Source organism: Mesorhizobium sp. CCNWLY176, assembly GCF_037153935.1.
GTDB classification, from domain to species: domain Bacteria; phylum Pseudomonadota; class Alphaproteobacteria; order Rhizobiales; family Rhizobiaceae; genus Mesorhizobium_M; species Mesorhizobium_M zhangyense.
This window is the reverse complement of record NZ_JBBBDZ010000013.1, coordinates 121,566-138,071: the sequence shown is the minus strand read 5'-3', so window position 1 is coordinate 138,071 and position 16,506 is coordinate 121,566. Positions and strand designations below refer to the sequence as shown.

At 61.9% G+C, this 16,506-nt stretch carries 16 protein-coding genes; 5 read left to right on the top strand and 11 right to left on the bottom strand.

The features are described from left to right. Positions 1–117: 117 nt before the first annotated feature. The 4 genes from WBQ96_RS20805 to WBQ96_RS20790 form a co-directional block, all read right to left on the bottom strand. Entirely contained in the window at positions 118–1,383 is a 1,266-nt protein-coding gene (locus WBQ96_RS20805; protein WP_336553699.1) for a glycerate kinase type-2 family protein, read from the bottom strand. Positions 1,384–1,564: 181 nt separating this feature from the next. Next, positions 1,565–2,071 carry a heme-degrading domain-containing protein gene (locus WBQ96_RS20800; RefSeq protein ID WP_336553637.1) on the bottom strand — a complete coding sequence of 169 codons (507 nt, stop codon included), beginning with the start codon at positions 2,069–2,071 and terminating at the stop codon, positions 1,565–1,567. A 77-nt stretch (positions 2,072–2,148) separates the two neighbouring features. Continuing rightward, a complete protein-coding gene (gene guaD / locus WBQ96_RS20795) occupies positions 2,149–3,471 on the bottom strand; it encodes a guanine deaminase (protein ID WP_336553635.1) in 1,323 nt (440 codons plus the stop codon). Position 3,472: 1 nt separating this feature from the next. Next, positions 3,473–4,690, bottom strand: coding sequence for a urate hydroxylase PuuD (locus tag WBQ96_RS20790; RefSeq protein ID WP_336553633.1), 1,218 nt, complete (start codon positions 4,688–4,690; stop codon positions 3,473–3,475). A 134-nt stretch (positions 4,691–4,824) separates the two neighbouring features. On the opposite strand from WBQ96_RS20790, the gene WBQ96_RS20785 reads away from it, so the two are divergent. Further along, positions 4,825–5,745: a LysR family transcriptional regulator gene (locus WBQ96_RS20785; protein WP_336553631.1), complete on the top strand. Its 921-nt coding sequence runs from the start codon at positions 4,825–4,827 to the stop codon at positions 5,743–5,745. Here the strand turns inward: WBQ96_RS20785 and WBQ96_RS20780 are convergent, their stop codons facing one another. The 5 genes from WBQ96_RS20780 to uraH form a co-directional block, all read right to left on the bottom strand. After that, positions 5,746–6,918: an ATP-binding protein gene (locus WBQ96_RS20780; protein WP_336553629.1), complete on the bottom strand. Its 1,173-nt coding sequence runs from the start codon at positions 6,916–6,918 to the stop codon at positions 5,746–5,748. 81 nt (positions 6,919–6,999) lie between these two features. Further along, positions 7,000–7,926, bottom strand: coding sequence for a xanthine dehydrogenase accessory protein XdhC (xdhC, locus tag WBQ96_RS20775; RefSeq protein ID WP_336553627.1), 927 nt, complete (start codon positions 7,924–7,926; stop codon positions 7,000–7,002). After that, a complete protein-coding gene (gene xdhB / locus WBQ96_RS20770; protein WP_336553625.1) occupies positions 7,923–10,283 on the bottom strand; it encodes a xanthine dehydrogenase molybdopterin binding subunit in 2,361 nt (786 codons plus the stop codon). Before xdhB ends, xdhC begins: the two co-directional genes overlap by 4 nt. Before the next feature lie 234 nt (positions 10,284–10,517). Continuing rightward, a complete protein-coding gene (gene xdhA, locus WBQ96_RS20765; RefSeq protein WP_336553623.1) occupies positions 10,518–11,999 on the bottom strand; it encodes a xanthine dehydrogenase small subunit in 1,482 nt (493 codons plus the stop codon). Between the two features lie 2 nt (positions 12,000–12,001). Then, on the bottom strand, positions 12,002–12,367 hold the full coding sequence (gene uraH, locus WBQ96_RS20760) for a hydroxyisourate hydrolase (protein WP_336553622.1): 366 nt from the start codon (positions 12,365–12,367) through the stop codon (positions 12,002–12,004). Between the two features lie 182 nt (positions 12,368–12,549). Between uraH and puuE the strand changes: the two genes are divergently transcribed. Genes puuE through WBQ96_RS20740 form a run of 4 tightly spaced genes read left to right on the top strand, consistent with a single transcriptional unit; the run spans position 12,550 to position 15,966 of the window. After that, a complete protein-coding gene (gene puuE, locus WBQ96_RS20755) occupies positions 12,550–13,968 on the top strand; it encodes an allantoinase PuuE (RefSeq protein WP_336553619.1) in 1,419 nt (472 codons plus the stop codon). A 53-nt stretch (positions 13,969–14,021) separates the two neighbouring features. Next, a complete protein-coding gene (locus WBQ96_RS20750) occupies positions 14,022–14,855 on the top strand; it encodes a bifunctional allantoicase/(S)-ureidoglycine aminohydrolase (protein WP_336553617.1) in 834 nt (277 codons plus the stop codon). Between the two features lie 17 nt (positions 14,856–14,872). Next, entirely contained in the window at positions 14,873–15,376 is a 504-nt protein-coding gene (locus tag WBQ96_RS20745) for an ureidoglycolate lyase (RefSeq protein WP_336553615.1), read from the top strand. After that, entirely contained in the window at positions 15,373–15,966 is a 594-nt protein-coding gene (locus WBQ96_RS20740) for a nucleoside deaminase (protein ID WP_336553613.1), read from the top strand. The genes WBQ96_RS20745 and WBQ96_RS20740 overlap by 4 nt, the downstream gene beginning before the upstream one ends. A 7-nt stretch (positions 15,967–15,973) precedes the next feature. Here WBQ96_RS20740 and WBQ96_RS20735 read toward each other — a convergent pair whose 3' ends face one another. Together WBQ96_RS20735 and WBQ96_RS20730 are read right to left on the bottom strand one after the other, a co-directional pair. Further along, entirely contained in the window at positions 15,974–16,255 is a 282-nt protein-coding gene (locus WBQ96_RS20735) for a type II toxin-antitoxin system RelE family toxin (RefSeq protein ID WP_165120379.1), read from the bottom strand. Beyond that, positions 16,245–16,493, bottom strand: a complete 249-nt coding sequence (locus WBQ96_RS20730; RefSeq protein ID WP_336553610.1) for a plasmid stabilization protein — start codon at positions 16,491–16,493, stop codon at positions 16,245–16,247. The genes WBQ96_RS20735 and WBQ96_RS20730 overlap by 11 nt, the downstream gene beginning before the upstream one ends. Positions 16,494–16,506: the final 13 nt, after the last annotated feature.

The following is a 16,506-nucleotide window of genomic DNA, read 5'->3' as shown; positions in this document are numbered from 1 at the left end:
CAAGAACATTGAAGATTGAGGGCGAACGGTGAGGCAGCGAAGTTCCCCTCCCCCTTGTGGGGAGGGGCTAGGGGTGGGGGTGCTTTAAACACAACAGCCTCCACAAGGGGTGGGCAATCACTCCACCAATATCGCCCTGAGATCATTCACATTCGTACCCGTCGGCCCCGGCACGAACAGATCGCCAACTGAATTGAACGCCGTCCAGGCATTATTCGCGGCCAGCATCGCCTTGGCATCGACGCCCGCAGCGCGCATGCGCGCAACGCTCGTGCCGTCGGCAAAGGCACCGGCATTGTCCTCGGAGCCGTCAATGCCGTCCGTATCAGCCGCCAGGGCATAAATACCCGACACACCGTCGATGCCGAGCAGGAAGGCGAGCAGGAACTCGCTGTTGCGCCCGCCCTTGCCTTTTGCACGCAATGTCACCGTGGTTTCGCCGCCCGACAGGATCAGCACCGGCTTTTTGAACGGCCGGTCTTTCGTCGCCACTTCGCGCGCTATGGCCGCATGAACCGCGCCGACATCGCGGGCCTCGCCCTCGATCGAATCCGAGAGGATCACCGCTTCGACACCCTGCTTCTTCGCTTCCGCAGCCGCTGCTTCCAGCGACACGGCAGCCGATGCGATCACCCGAACCGCGTTGCGGGCGAAGCGGCTGTCATCCGGGCGCGGCGCGTCTGCTTGGAGCGTGTTCAGATGCGCCATCACGGCGTCGGGCAATTTCATGCCGTAGGTCGAAACAATCTTCAACGCATCAGCGCGCGATGCCTTGTCCGGCACGGTCGGGCCTGAGGCGACCAGCGCCGGATTGTCGCCGGGAATGTCGGAAACCACGAGCGACACGACACGCGCCGGATGCGCAGCAGCCGCGAGCCGCCCGCCCTTGATCGTCGAGACATGCTTGCGCACCGCATTCATCGCCGAAATCGGCGCGCCGGAGGCAAGCAGTGCCTCGTTGACTGCGATTTCGTCGGCCAGGGTCAGGCCTTCGGGCGGCGACGGCAGCAAGGCCGACCCTCCGCCGCAGACCAGCGCGATGACGAGATCGTCGGCGCTCAGCCCGCTCACCGCACCGAGCAGCGCCTTCGACGCTTCAAGTCCCGCCGCATCCGGCACCGGGTGCGACGCCTCCAGGACGCGGATGCGCTCGCAAGGCGCAGCATAGCCATAACGCGTGACAACGACACCCTCGAGCGGTCCATCCCACGCCTTCTCCAGCGCCGCCGCCATCTGCGCCGCACCCTTGCCGGCGCCTATCACGATGGTGCGGCCCCTGGGCTTTTCCGGCAGGTGGCTGCGGATGGTCAGTTCGGGATCAGCCGCCGCAACGGCGGCATTGAAGATGGAGATGAGGAAGGTCTTGGGGTCGATGTTTTTCAGGTCAGCCACGCTCGATCATCCATGCTGTATCAAATGACAAATGCGGCGCTGCCCCTCACCCTTACCCTCTCCCCGTGAAAAACGGGGAGAGGGAGTCGCCGGCGTTGCGGCCAGCCTCCTTCTCCCCGTCACTATACCGGGAGAAGGTGCCGGCAGGCGGATGAGGGGCAGCGCCAACCTTTCAAGCCTTTGCCTCAACCGGCAACGCCAGCGCCGCATAATCCAGCCCCAGATACTCGCAAAGCGCGGCAACCACCACCTCGTGATCCTGCCTTTCCGGCAGCCCCGAAACGGTGATGCAGCCTATGACGCCGGCGCCGTTCACGGTCACCGGAAAGCCACCGCCGGCCAGCACATAGTCGGCTATGTCCAGCCCCTCGCCCGCCTTGAAGCTGCGGTCGGGGCGATCCTGCTCCAGCACCATGCGGTAGGTGCTTTTCAGGAAGCGTTTCACCACATTGATCTTGCGGCGCGCCCAGTCGGGATTGGATGCGTTCGAGCCGGGCAGGGCGGCATAAAACAGCGGACGGTCCCAGGTCCTGATATCGACAATGATGCCAAGACTTTCCTTCAACGCGCGGTCGCGTATGCGCGAACCCACGGCAAAGGAGGTCGCCTCGTCGAAGGTAGGAAACACCAACTCGCGCTCCTGCCGAATGATCGTCTGGATATCGTCAGCAGCGCCCAATCTTTCCTCCGCGATCCAACCATGCCGATAATCGATGCCGTGGTTTTATGGCATGATGACCGTGGGTCAAGCCCGGATCAGGCGGCGGCCGTTTCCATCGTGCTCTTTGCCGGCCTGCCGGCGACGTAGACCTCGCGGATGGCGCGGTCGTCGCCCATGGTCTGGAGGAGAAACAGTTCCTCGGCCAGCGTTTCCACGCGCTCCATCCGCAGCCACATGCCCGGCGTAGCGCGCGAGTCCAGCACGACGATATCGGCATCAGTGCCGGCATCGAGCGTGCCGACCTTGTCATCGAGCGACAGCGCCTGCGCATTGCCGAGCGTCATCTGCCAGAAGGAGGCGAAGGGGGTAAGCTTCTCGCCATTCAACGCGATCACCTTGTAGCCCTCGTCCATGGTGCGCAGCATGGAGTAGCTGGTGCCGCCGCCGACATCGGTCGCCGCCGCGATGCGGATCGGCTTCTCGCGCTGCCGGAAACGCTGGTAGTCGAACAGGCCGGAGCCGAGGAACAGATTGGATGTCGGGCAGAACACCGCCACCGAACCGGTTTCCGACATGGCATCGGCCTCGCGTTCGGAAAGGTGGATGCAGTGGCCGAACAGGCTTTTTTTGCCGAGCAGACCGTAACGCTCATAGACATCCGTATAGTCCTTCGACCACGGATAGAGCTGCTGCGTGAAGGCGATCTCGGCGTGGTTTTCCGACAGATGCGTCTGCATATGCAGGTCAGGATGCTCGCGCATCAGCGCGCCCGCCATCTCCATCTGCTCCGGCGAAGAGGTGATGGCGAAGCGCGGCGTCACCGCGTAATGCTGCCGGCCTCGCCCGTGCCATTCGGCGATCAGCGCCTTGGTGTCGTCATAGCTCGATTGCGGAGTGTCAAGCACACCCTCGGGCGCATTGCGGTCCATCATAACCTTGCCGGCGATGGTCAGCATGTTGCGGTCATGCGCTTCAGCAAAGAACGCTTCCGCCGACTGCCTGTGCACCGAGCAATAGGCCGCGACCGTCGTCGTGCCCTGCCGTACCATCTCGTCCAGGAACAGCCGAGCAATGCGGCGGCCATGCTGGGCATCACGGAAGTTCGATTCCTCAGGGAATGTGTAGGTGTTCAACCAATCGAGCAGTTCAGCGCCGTAAGAGGCGATGATCTGCATCTGCGGCACATGCACGTGCGCGTCGATGAACCCTGGTAGCAGCAGGTGCGGCCGATGGTCGATGACCTGGACGCCCGCGCCCGCCTGCGCAGCGATATCGGCATAGGCGCCGGCGGCTACGATCGTGCCATCGCGCAGTAGCAGGCCGCCATCTTCCTCGTAGCGATAGGCGGCATGGTCGTCGACGCTGTCGGGCCAGCGCAGGAAGGAAAGCGTGCGGCCGCGAAGGAGTGTTTCCGTCATTTTACTTCTTTGCTTCTTCGAACCACGTCACCAGCAATTCCCGCTCCTGCGGGGTGATTGCGGTGACGTTGCCGGGCGGCATGGCGTGGCTGCGCCCGGCCTGGAGATAGATCTCGCGGGCATGAGCGGCAATCGCCTCATCGGTTTCGAGGATGACACCCTTCGGCGCCTGATAGACGCCCTCATAGACCGGCTCGGCGGCGTGGCACATGGAGCAGCGGCCAAGCACGGTGTCGCGCACCGCCGGGAAATGCGACGAGGCGATATAGGTCTGGTCGGCCGCTGCGGTCTTCGGCTCGCCGGTCAGGATCTTCGGCACCGTCGAAAGCCAGACGATGATGATGAACAGAATGACGGCTGCCAGCCACGTCCAGGTCGGGTTGCCCTTGCGGGCGTGCAGGCTGTTGAAATAGTGCCGGATCAGCACGCCCATGATGAACACCAGCGACGCGATCACCCAGCTGAACTGCGTGCCGAACGCCAGCGGATAGTGGTTCGACAGCATCAGGAACAGCACCGGCAGCGTCAGGTAGTTGTTGTGAAGCGAGCGCTGCTTGGCGATCTTGCCGTATTTCGGGTCCGGCTTGCGGCCGGCGATCAGGTCGGCAACGACGATCTTCTGGTTCGGGATGATGACCATGAAGACGTTGGCCGACATGATCGTGGCGGTGATGGCGCCAAGATGCAGGAAGGCGGCGCGCCCGGTGAACAGATGCGTCAGCCCCCAGGCCATGAAAACCAGGATCACATAAAGGATCAGCATCAGCGCGGTATCGGCCTTGCCGATCAGCCAGCGGCACAGAAGATCATAGACGATCCAGCCGCCCGCCAGGCAGGCCAGCGAAATCAGGATGCCGACCGGCACAGAGACGTCGAGCACATTGCGGTCGATCAGGAACAGGTCCGCGCCGGCATAATAGACGATGGCCAGCATCGCGAAGCCGGACATCCAGGTCGCGTAGGATTCCCATTTGAACCAGGTGAGATGCTCCGGCATCTCGGCCGGCGCCACCAGATATTTCTGGATATGGTAGAAGCCGCCGCCATGGACCTGCCATTCCTCGCCGAAAGCGCCTTGCGGCAGGCCGGGCCGCTGGCGCAAGCCAAGGTCGAGCGCGACGAAATAGAAGGACGAACCGATCCAAGCGATGCCCGTTATCACGTGCAGCCAGCGCACGGCGAAACTCACCCAGTCCCATAGTATCGCGAAATCGTTCATGTCGGCCCTCTCTACCACCGCGACTTTACGTCGTCCCGGCCAAACCGAAAGGGGCGAGGTGCACGATGACTTTCAAAAAAAAATGGAAAATACTAGGGTGATTACATAGTTCGCCAACGGAACAGCGGGTACGCATGGCCTATCTCGACAACATCGCCGTCTTCGTCCGCGTCGTCGAACTCGGCAACCTGTCGGCGGCCGGGCGCGACATGCGGATATCTCCTGCTGTCGCGTCGAACCGCATCAAGGAACTTGAAAAACATCTCGGCGTGCGCCTGTTCAACCGCACGACGCGGCAGTTGATGCCGACCGAACAAGGCACCGTGTTCTATGCCGGGGCCAAGCAGGTGCTGGAGGCGATCACGGAAGCCGAAGCCGCAGTCAGTGCGCTTTCCGGCCAGCCGCGCGGCACGATCAGGGTCACGGCACCGCTCGGCATGGGCCGGCGGCTGATCGCGTCCGGCATTCCCGATTTCCACGACAAATATTCCGATATCGAGGTGCGGCTTCGCCTGTCGGACCACAATGTCGACATCATGAAGGAAGGCATCGATGTCGCCTTCCGGCTCGGGCTTCTGGAGGATTCGAGCCTCAGGATGCGCGGTATCATGGAATGCGAACGCGTGCTGGTGGCTGCGCCCTCCTATCTCGAGCAACGCGGCGAGCCACAGAACCCGCAGGAACTGGTGGACAAGAAGCACGATTGCCTGATGCTGCGCTTTCCCGGCATGCGCGAATTCTACTGGACGCTGAACACGCCGTCCGGCCCGGCCAAGTTCGAGGTCCATGGCCCCTTCGATTCCGACGACGGCGACGTGCTGACGGGCTGGGCGCTGTCCGGGCGCGGCATCGTCAACAAGCCGCGTTTCGAGGTCGAGCCTTTCATTCGCGACTGGCGGCTGAAGGTGATCCTGCCGGAAACGCCGCCTACCCCGATCCAGCTCGCCGCCGTCTATCCGCACAAGAACCTGCAGGACCCGAAAGTGCGCCTGCTGCTCGACTTCATGGCCGAGCGCTGCCAGCGGCTGATCAAGGATATTCTGGCGGGGAAGTAGTTATCCCATTATTCGATGAATGAACCCGTCAAATAATGGCACCGTGAAAGCTGTATCGCCGTGGGCGGGACTGTAGATCATCCCCTTGGCAATCAATGAGTTGCGTAGCGGCGCCATCGAGGTAACGGTCCGCCCCATTTTTTCTGCAATGTCGCCTGAACGGTGAGGCCCAGGACCAAGATGCGCCATTGCCTGAACGTAACGTTTTTCGAGTGGAGTTAACCTGTCAAACCTTACGCGAAAAAAACTCGCGTCCAGTTCGGCGAGGGCATTGCGAGTGGCAATACTCGTGTCTTGCAGCTCGATAGGGCTATCATCTGCCACATCCCAACTATGCTTACCCCACTCCTGCAGAAAGTAAGGATATCCCTGCGTCTGCTTTAGTATTTCGGCGATAGCAATCTCTTCAAACCTGATATTTTCTTTTTCCGCTGGAATACAAAGCGCGTCCCTCGCAGCTTTTTCGTCAAGCTTGTCGACCGGGCTGAACTCGAATAGCCGCTCCGCATAGGATTTGGCACGACCACTTAGGCCGAGGAGTTGCGGCAGCCCGGCTGCCATCATCGTCACCGGCAACTGATCCTGGTTGGCTGCATGAAATGCGGTGATCAAAGACGTCAGTTGATCTTCCGGAACATATTGCAGTTCATCGATATAGATAACAACCGCCGTACCAAGAGATTGCGCCGCAAGACCGACCGTAGCGAGCAACTCACTTAGGTCGTTGTCGAGATCGCCAGTATCGGCAATACCATTACTTGGCTCTATATCGACGCCAAACTCGATATCCCGATATTTGACTTTCAGTGCTTTCGCGAAGGCGGCCATTGCACCGAAGGCTGCTTTCAACGCGGATTTGGCAGCCTCACTTCGACTCAGGCGAAGAAGCGCTGACCGCAAAGCCGGGAGAAGGATTCCAGGAAGCGACCGTCCTTCAGGCGCTTCGATGCGAACGGCAGCAAAACCCCGCGCTTCGGAATCCGCACGAATACGATTGAGAAGCACTGTCTTTCCAACGCCGCGAAGCCCATAAAAGATAAAGCTTCGCGCAGCGCGGCCGGCACGTATCCGGTCAAGCGCTATTGCAGCCCGTTCAATCATCTCATCTCGCCCCGCAAGTTCCGGCGGTTGAGTGCCTGCTCCGGGAGCGTATGGGTTGGTACGAGGGTCCATAAGGAAATTACCCTAATTTATCAAAAAAGGATAATATCAGCTAAATTCTCTATAACAAGGTGTCTCAGCAGATTGAAATGCTTACCTGACCAGCGCCATCATGATCTCGGCGGCGGCCATCGCCGCGATCACCGCCGGGCGCTTGTCCTTCACCGCATCGCCGCCGATGGGCGATACGAGGCGCGCGAAAGCTTCCTCGGTGCCGTTTGCTGTCTTCAGGTACCAGCTCTTGAACGTCGCCTTCTTGGTCTTCGAGCCGATCATGCCGACATAGGCCGCATCGTCGCGCTTCAGCGCCTCCGCAACGATCAGGAAATCCAGCGCGTGGTCATGCGTCAGCACGACGAAGGCGGCGCCCGCCGGTGCCTCGCGCACCATTTCCTCCGGCATCGGCGTCAGCCGCGTCTCTATCGCTTCCGGCATGCCGTCCAGTGCATCGGCGCGGGTTTCGACAACGACGACATGAACCGGCAGGAGAGAAAAGGCCGACGCCAGCGCATGCCCGACATGGCCGCCGCCGAAAAGATATATGTGCGGGCTTCTGGCATCCTCGATGCGGGCTTCTTCGATCAGGTTTTGACGTAGCTGATCGTCCACTAAGCGGATCGAAAGATTGACCCGCCCGCCGCAACATTGGCCGATTTCGGGGCCAAGCGGGATGTCGAGCACTATACCCTCCCCCTTGCGGGGAGGGTCGATCCGCGAAGCGGAGCGGGGTTGGGGTGGTAACGGGTTCGCACCATTCTGAGCCACCCCTACCCGACCCTCCGGGCCACCCTCCCCGCAAGGGGGAGGGAGGAGCGCTTCCGCCAACATCTCCCGCGCCTTGTCGATCGCCATGAATTCCAGTTGGCCACCGCCGATAGTCCCGAAGATCGCATCAGGCGAAACCAGCATTTTCGTGCCGGCCTCTCGCGGGGTCGAACCCTTTGCCTCGGCCACCTCGACGAGTGCGACCGCCGGCGACACGTCGAAGAAGGCGCGCAGGCTTTCGGCGTTGCGTGTCACTTGCCCGCCGCTTCAGCCTTCAGCCGCTCGACCGCCATCAGCACGCGCTCCGGCGTGGCGGGGGCGTCGAGGCGCGGGCAGATCTTGTGGTCGGCCACGCTCGCCACCGCGTCCGACAGCGCATGCAGAACCGACATGCCATGCGGCAGCGGCGGCTCGCCGACCGCCTTCGAGCGATGGATCGTCGGCTCATAGGCCTGCGACCAGTCGGTCAGCGCGACGTTGAAGATCTTGGGCCGATCCGAGGCGAGCGGGATCTTGTAGGTCGATGGCGCATGGGTGCGCAGCCTGCCCTTGTCGTCCCACACCAGTTCCTCGGTGGTGAGCCAGCCCATGCCCTGGATGAAACCGCCCTCGACCTGCCCGATATCAATCGCCCGGTTCAGCGAACGCCCGGTGTCGTGCAGGATATCCGTGCGCTCAACGACATACTCGCCGGTCAGCGTATCGATGGAAACCTCCGAACAGGCCGCGCCATAGGCATAGTAGTAGAAGGCATGGCCGCGGCCCTTGGCTCGATCCCAATGGATTTTCGGCGTCTTGTAGAAGCCGGCGGCCGACAACTGGATGCGGTTGAGATAGGCCTGCTTGACCAGTTCGTTGAAGCCGATCTCCTGATTGCCGATGCGCACCCGGTTCGGTAGGAACACCACCTGATCGGTCGGCACCTGATACTTTTCCGCCGCGAAATCCGTGAGCCGCTTGCGGATTTGCCGCGCCGCATCCTGCGCCGCCATGCCGTTCAGGTCGGCTCCCGAAGACGCCGCCGTCGGCGCGGTATTGGGCACCTTGGCCGTGGTCGTCGCGGTAATCTTGACGCGGTCGAGGTCGATCTGGAACTCCTCGGCCACCACCTGCGCCACCTTGAGATGCAGCCCCTGCCCCATCTCGGTGCCGCCATGGTTCATATGCACGGAGCCGTCATTGTAGACATGCACCAGCGCACCGGCCTGGTTGGACTCCGTCTTGGTGAAGGATATGCCGAACTTGACCGGCGTCAGCGCCATGCCGCGCTTGATGAAGCGGCTGTTGGCATTGAAGGCCGCGATCGTGCGGCGGCGGCCGGCATAGTCGGCGCTCTCCTCAAGTTCCGCCACGATGCGGTGAATAATGTTGTCCTCTACCTTCTGGTGGTAGGGCGTGACGTTGCGCTCACCCGTAGCGCCCATCGGATCATAAAAATTCAGCTTGCGGATTTCGAGCGGGTCCTTGCCGACTGCGAAGGCGACCTCGTCGATGACGCGCTCGGCCCCGACCATGCCCTGCGGGCCGCCGAAGCCGCGAAATGCCGTGTTGGAAACGGTGTTGGTATAGAGCGGCGCCGATTTGGCGTGAACGGCGGGATAGAAATAGGCGTTGTCGCAATGGAACAGCGCGCGGTCGCCCACCGGGCCTGAAAGATCGGCGGAGAAGCCGGCATTCAGCGCAAACATGAAGTCGACGCCGAGGATGTTGCCCTCATCGTCGAAGCCGACTTCGTAGTCGATGGCGAAGTCGTGCCGCTTGCCGGTGGCGGTCATGTCCTCGTCGCGGTCGAGCCTGATCTTGACGGCTCTGCCGTGCTTCTTGGCGGCGATCGCAGCGATTGCCGCGCATTGGTTGGCCTGGGTTTCCTTGCCACCGAAACCGCCGCCCATGCGCCGCACTTCCACCGTCACCGCATGGCTCGGCACGCCAAGCACATGGGCGACCAGATGCTGCGTTTCGCTCGGCCCCTGCGTCGAGCAGTAGACGATGACCTCGTCGTCCTCACCCGGTATCGCCAGCGACACCTGCCCTTCCAGATAAAAATGATCCTGCCCGCCAAGTTTCATGCGGTTCTTGATGCGGTGCGGGGCCGCGGCAATGGCAGCCGCCGCATCGCCGCGCGTCAGCGTCAGCGGCGTCGTCACCTGCTTGTCTTTTTCGGGATCGAGGTTCCAGATATCGAAGATCCCCGGCAGTTCCTCGTATTCGATCTTCGCGAGGCGGGCAGCAGAGCGGCCCTGCTCGCGCGTTTCGGCAATGACCGCAAAGATCGGCTGGCCGTGGAACTGCACCCGATCTTCTGCAAAGACCGGATCGTCATGCATGCCACTCGGCGAGACGTCGTTTTCGCCCGGAACGTCGGCATAGGTCAGCACGTCGACCACGCCCGGCGCGCTCCGCACAGCCGACAGATCGACCGATTTTAGCTTGCCATGCGCAACGCTCGACAGGCCGATGCCGACATGCAGCGTGCCCGCCGGCTCCGGCATGTCGTCGATATAGACGGCAGTGCCGGCAACATGCTTGTGCGCTGAATCGTGGCGCTGGTCTGTGTGAACGCCACCGGCGATCTTGGCTGCTTTCAGGTTGGGGGAAGCGTGTTTGTTCATGAGCAAGCTCTCCCGGCCGGGCAGCGCTCTACGTTGCCCCCCTCTGGCCTGCCGGCCATCTCCCCCACAGGTGGGGAGATTAGCTGTGTCGCTCGCCCCGCATATTCTGAAACGTCCAAGATTGGCGAAAGCCATGATGAAGGCTGATCTCCCCACCCGTGGGGGAGATGGCCGGCAGGCCAGAGGGGGGCGCGAAGGAACGTGGCATTCAATGTTAGGTTCATGATCGTCACCTCACGCTACCCGGTGCCGCGAGACCTGGATCGGCGCTTTTCCGCCTTGGCTCTCCGCAAAGAACCGCATCAGCAAATTGCGCGCAGCCAGCATACGATATTCCGCCGTCGCGCGCATGTCGGTCAGCGGGGTGAAGTCTTCGGCATATTTTGTCATGGCCGCTTCCACGGCTGCTTCTGTCCAGGGCTTGCCGGTCAGTGCCACCTCGACCGCCTTGGCCCGCTTCGGCGTCGCCGCCATGCCGCCATAGGCGATGCGGATCGAGGCGACGGTGCCGTCCTTCGCCAGTTCCAGCTTGAAGGCTCCCAAGGCCGCCGTGATGTCCTCGTCACGGCGCTTGGTGATCTTGTAGACGGCGAAATGGCTATCTTTCGCCGACACCGGCACATGCACGGCCTCGACGAACTCGCCCGGCTGCCGGTCCTGCTTGCCATAGGCGATGAAGAATTCCTCCAGCGGGATCGTCCGGCGCGCCTTGCCCTTGCGCAGCGTCAGCGATGCACCGAGCGCGATGAAGGGCGGCGGCGTGTCGCCGATCGGCGAACCATTGGCGATGTTGCCGCCGATCGTGCCCATATTGCGCACCTGCTCGCCACCAATGCGGTCGATGAGCGGTCCGAGCGCTGGAATACGCTTCGACAGCGTCTCGAACGCTTCCGTATAGGTCACGCCCGCGCCGATACTGACCACGCCGTCCTTTTCCGAGATCGTGCGCAATCCGTCGAGATGGCCGATGAACACCACCGGCGAAATATCGCGCATATGCTTGGTGACCCACAACCCGACATCGGTCGAACCGGCAACGATCGTCGGCTTCTGCTCGCTTTCGAGGATAGAGGCGAAATCGTCCACATCCGCAGGCACGATCAGCCGATGCTTTTCCGTGCCGATCTCGACGCGTGAACCATCGCGCAGCTCGCCGAGTTTTTTCGTTACAGCCGCGCGCTCGACCGCCAGCGGGTCTTTCGCCACCTTGCCGTAGCTTGAGATGGCCCGTGCAGCGCGCATGATCGCCTCATAGCCGGTGCAGCGGCAGAGATTGCCCTGCAGCGCCTTTTCGATCGCAGCATCCGCCGGTTCCGGCTCCTTCATCCACAGCCCGTAGAGCGACATGACGAAACCCGGCGTGCAGAAGCCGCATTGCGAGCCATGGAAATCGACCATCGCCTGTTGGACGGGGTGCAGCCCGTCCCCCTCGCCGCGCAGATGCTCAATGGTCACGACATGGCAGCCGTCCAGCGAGCCCACGAAGCGGATGCAGGCATTGACGCTTTCATAGACCAGCTTGCCGTCCGTCAGCCTGCCGACCAGCACCGTGCAAGCGCCGCAATCGCCTTCCGCGCAGCCTTCCTTGCTGCCGCGCAGCGAGCGGCGCAGGCGCAGATAGTCGAGCAGCGTCTCGTCGGGCGCGACCTGCGACAGCGCCACATCCTCGCCATTGAGCAGGAAGCGGATTTCGTTGCGGGTCTTTGGCTTCGCCATCATCAACTCCCCCTGTAGGTCGAGTAGCCGTAGGGCGAGACCAGCAGCGGCACATGATAATGCGTCTTCTCGGCCAGGCCGAAACGGATCGGCACCACATCCAGGAACGCCGGCTTGGGCAGTGCTGTTCCCTGGGCGCGCAGATAATCGCCGGCGGCAAAGACCAGCTCATACTCGCCAAGCCTGAACTCGTCGCCCGCAAGCAGCGGCCCATCGCAACGGCCATCGGCATTGGTCGAGACCGTCTTGAGATGCGTGCGAACGTCACCCTCCAGCCTGAACAGAGAAATCGACAGCCCAGCTGCCGGCTTGCCGGAAGCCGTATCGAGAACATGGGTCGTCAGGCGCCCGCCATCCGTCGTCGACATACTGCCTCCCTGCTTGTGAACACGAACGATCGATTGTGCGGCAAATAAATGCCATGCATAAGTCCCGGAGAAGCCGAAGGCCACAAAAAGACTTTCAAAAATAATAAGGGGAATGCCCCGGCCAGTCTTTCGATTATTCTCAATCTGCAAGTTCGGCTTTCGCCGGAAGCCTGAGGGATTTCATGCGTTACGAAAGAGACATGCGCGGCTATGGCGCCAACCCGCCCGACCCGAAATGGCCGGGAGGCGCCCATGTCGCCGTGCAGTTCGTCGTCAATTACGAGGAAGGTGGCGAAAACTGCGTCCTGCATGGCGATGCCGCTTCCGAAGCCTTCCTGTCGGAGATCGTCGGCGCGGCGCCCTGGGTCGGCATGCGCCACTGGAACATGGAATCGATCTACGAGTATGGCGCCCGCGCCGGCTTCTGGCGGCTGCACCGCATGTTCACCGAGGCCGAGGTTCCGGTCACCGTCTACGGCGTCGCCACCGCACTTGCCCGCTCGCCCGACCAGGTGACGGCGATGCAGGAAGCCGGCTGGGAAATCGCCTCGCACGGGCTGAAATGGATCGACTACCGCGAACATTCTCTCGAGGCCGAGCGCGCCGACATCGTCGAGGCGATACGGCTCCACACCGAAGTCACCGGCGAGCGCCCGCACGGCTGGTACACGGGGCGCACCTCCATCAACACCGTGCGTCTGGCCTGCGAGGCCGGCGGCCTCGACTACATCTCCGACACCTATGACGACGAACTGCCCTACTGGTTCGAGCATGACGATCATGCTCACCTCATCATCCCCTACACGCTCGACGCCAACGACATGCGTTTCGCGACGCCGCAGGGCTTCAATTCCGGCGACCAGTTCTACGCCTATCTGAAGGACTCCTTCGACACGCTCTACGCCGAAGGCAAGGCCGGCCGGCCGCGCATGATGAATATCGGCCTGCACTGCCGCCTCGTCGGCCGCCCCGGTCGCGCGGCCGCGTTGAAGCGCTTCATCGACTACGTCAAAAGCCACGACAAGGTCTGGCTCGCCCGGCGCATCGACATCGCCCGCCATTGGCAGGAGCATCACCCCTATCAACCGCAAGCGCTGCGGCCATCGAAAATGGCGCGCGAAGAGTTCGTCGAAAAATTCGGCGGCATTTTCGAGCATTCGCCATGGATCGCGGAACGCGCCTACGGGCTGGAGCTTGGATTAGCTCACGACAGCGCCGGTGGCTTGCACAATGCGCTCTGCCGGGCCTTCAGGTCAGCGAGTGAAAAGGAGCGGCTGGGCGTGCTGACCGCCCACCCCGACCTCGCCGGCAAGCTTGCGGCCGCAAAACGCCTGACGCAGGAATCGACAAAGGAGCAGGCTTCCGCCGGGCTCGATGCTCTGACCGATGCCGAGCGCGAGCTCTTCTCCAAGCTCAACGCCGCCTATGTCACCACCTTCGGCTTTCCCTTCATTATAGCCGTAAAGGGCAAGACCAAGGACGATATTCTCGCCGCCTTCGAAACCCGCATCGGCAACAGCCGCGCCGAAGAATTCGAGACGGCCTGCAAGCAGGTGGAGCGCATCGCGCTGCTGCGCCTGAAAGACCTTTTACCCGCCTAGATCGTGAAAGCTCCGGCTTGGGCGGGATAACGCTCAACTACTAAGGACCCAGAATGGCCGACCGCACCTATTACGCCCCGACCGGAGGCCTGCCGCCGCAGACGCAGCTTTTGACCGGCCGTGCCGTCTTCACCGAGGCCTATGCCGTCATTCCCAAGGGCGTGATGAGCGACATCGTCGCCAGCCTGCTGCCTTTCTGGGACAACACCCGCGCCTGGGTGCTGTCGCGCCCGCTCTCTGGTTTTGCGGAGACGTTTTCGCAATACATCATGGAAATCGCTCCCGGCGGCGGCAGCGACAGGCCGGAGCCGGACGCAGGTGCCGAAGGCGCGCTCTTCGTGGTCGAGGGCGAACTGACCATCGCCTTGGACGGCAAGAAACATGTCCTGCAGCCGGGCGGGTTTGCTTTCCTGCCGCCGGCCAGCAAATGGACCGCCCGTAACGAGAGCGGCACACCCGTCCGTTTCCACTGGGTCCGCAAGGCCTATGACTATGTCGACGGCATCGACGTGCCGGAAGCCATCTTCGCCAACGAGAAAGCCATCGCGCCCTCCCCCATGCCGGGCACCGAGGGCAAATGGGCGACGACCCGCTTTGTCGATCCGGCCGACCTGCGCCACGACATGCATCTGACCATAGTGACCCTCGAGCCGGGCGCGGTTATCCCCTTCGCCGAAACGCATGTGATGGAGCACGGCCTCTATGTTCTGGAGGGCAAGGCCGTCTACCGCCTCAACCAGGACTGGGTCGAGGTCGAGGCCGGCGATTACATGTGGCTGCGCGCCTTCTGCCCGCAGGCCTGCTATGCCGGCGGCCCGGGAAACTTCCGCTACCTGCTCTACAAGGACGTCAACCGGCATATGAAGCTCGTAACGCGCCGGCCCTAAACCGAAAGGACGCCGCCATGGATCGGATCATCACGGCAAAGCTGCTCACCCGCGAGAACTTCGCCGAGTTCGGCGATGTCATCGACAAGGGCGGCGACAACCACTATCCGATCAACGGCGGCAAGACCGAGCGCTATCACGATCTGGCAACGGTGGACGCCGCTGGTCCGAACGCGCGCGTGCTGGTCAGCATCGGCGCCGGCACACCTTACAAATTTCCGCTGAAACTCTCCATGGTCGAGCGCCATCCCTTCGGCAGCCAGGCCTTCATCCCGCTATCGCCGCGCCCGTTTCTCGTGGTCGTCTGCCACGATGGCGAGGACGGTCCGGAAACGCCGCACGCTTTCCTCACCCAGCCCGGCCAGGGCGTGAACTATCCGCGCAATCTCTGGCACGGCGTGCTGACCCCCATCGGCAAAAAACAGGACTTCCTGATCGTCGACCGTGGCGGCGACGGCTCGAACCTGGAAGAATTCCACTTCTCCCACCCTTACGAAATCCATCTGCCGGAAACACGATGACCGAAACCTCGCTGATCAACCGCCTGTTCGACGTTATCGAGGCCGACATCGTGCCGAAGACGGCCGAGGGCGTGGCACATGGCAACAAGCTGTTCGGCGCGGCGATCCTGCGCAAATCCGACCTGTCGCTGGTGCTTGCCGAAACCAACAACGAGATCGAGAATCCCCTCTGGCACGGCGAGATGCATTGCCTGAAGCGCTTCTACGAGATGCCCAAGGCCGACCGCCCAGACACCAAGGACTGCATCTTCCTCTCGACCCACGAGCCCTGCTCGCTCTGCATCTCAGCCATCACCTGGACCGGCTTCGACAATTTCTACTATCTTTTCTCCCACGAGGACTCGCGCGACAGCTTCGCCATCCCGCACGATTTGAAAATCCTGAAAGAGGTTTTTACCCTCGAGCCCGGCGGCTACAATGCCGAGAACGCCTATTGGAAGAGCTTTTCGCTGCGCAAACTGTTGCGCGAGATGTCAGAGGCCGAACGCCAGACGTTGGAGGAGCGTGTCGCCAAAATCTCGGCCAGATACGACCGGCTTTCGGGAGAATATCAGGACGGCAAGGCCGAGAATGATATTCCGCTGAATTGAGCTGGCTTCAGCGCTTGCTTGCAGCCTCGTAAATCGCCGAGCGGTCTCGCCTGCCGACGGCTATCACCAGCACCACCAGTTCACCGTCTATGACTTCATAAACCAGCCGGTAGCCCGAACTGCGGAGCTTTATCTTGTAACGATCCTTTGCGTCGCGAAGTTTGGCCGATGGCAGGCGCGGATTTTCGCAGCGCTCTTTCAGCTTCTTGCGAAACTGCTCACGCGTATTGGCGTCGAGTTTCTTCCATTCCTTGAGTGCGGATGTGAGGAACTGGACCTCATATGGCATCGAGATCGACCCGGATGCGCTCCTCGCCCTTGCGGGCATCGGCAATCGCATTGAGTTCGAAATCCTCGATCCGGTCCATCATCGCCTCGAATGCCTTGGCCGGCACGCAATAGAAGGCTGGCTCGTTGTGATTCAGGATCGCGACCGGAAAGCCTTCGCCGGCCGCAACCGTTCCCATCGGGTTCTTTTTCAGTTCCGAGACACTGGCCGTGACTTCGGCAAGAATGGTGTGGGGCACGGAAAACTCCATC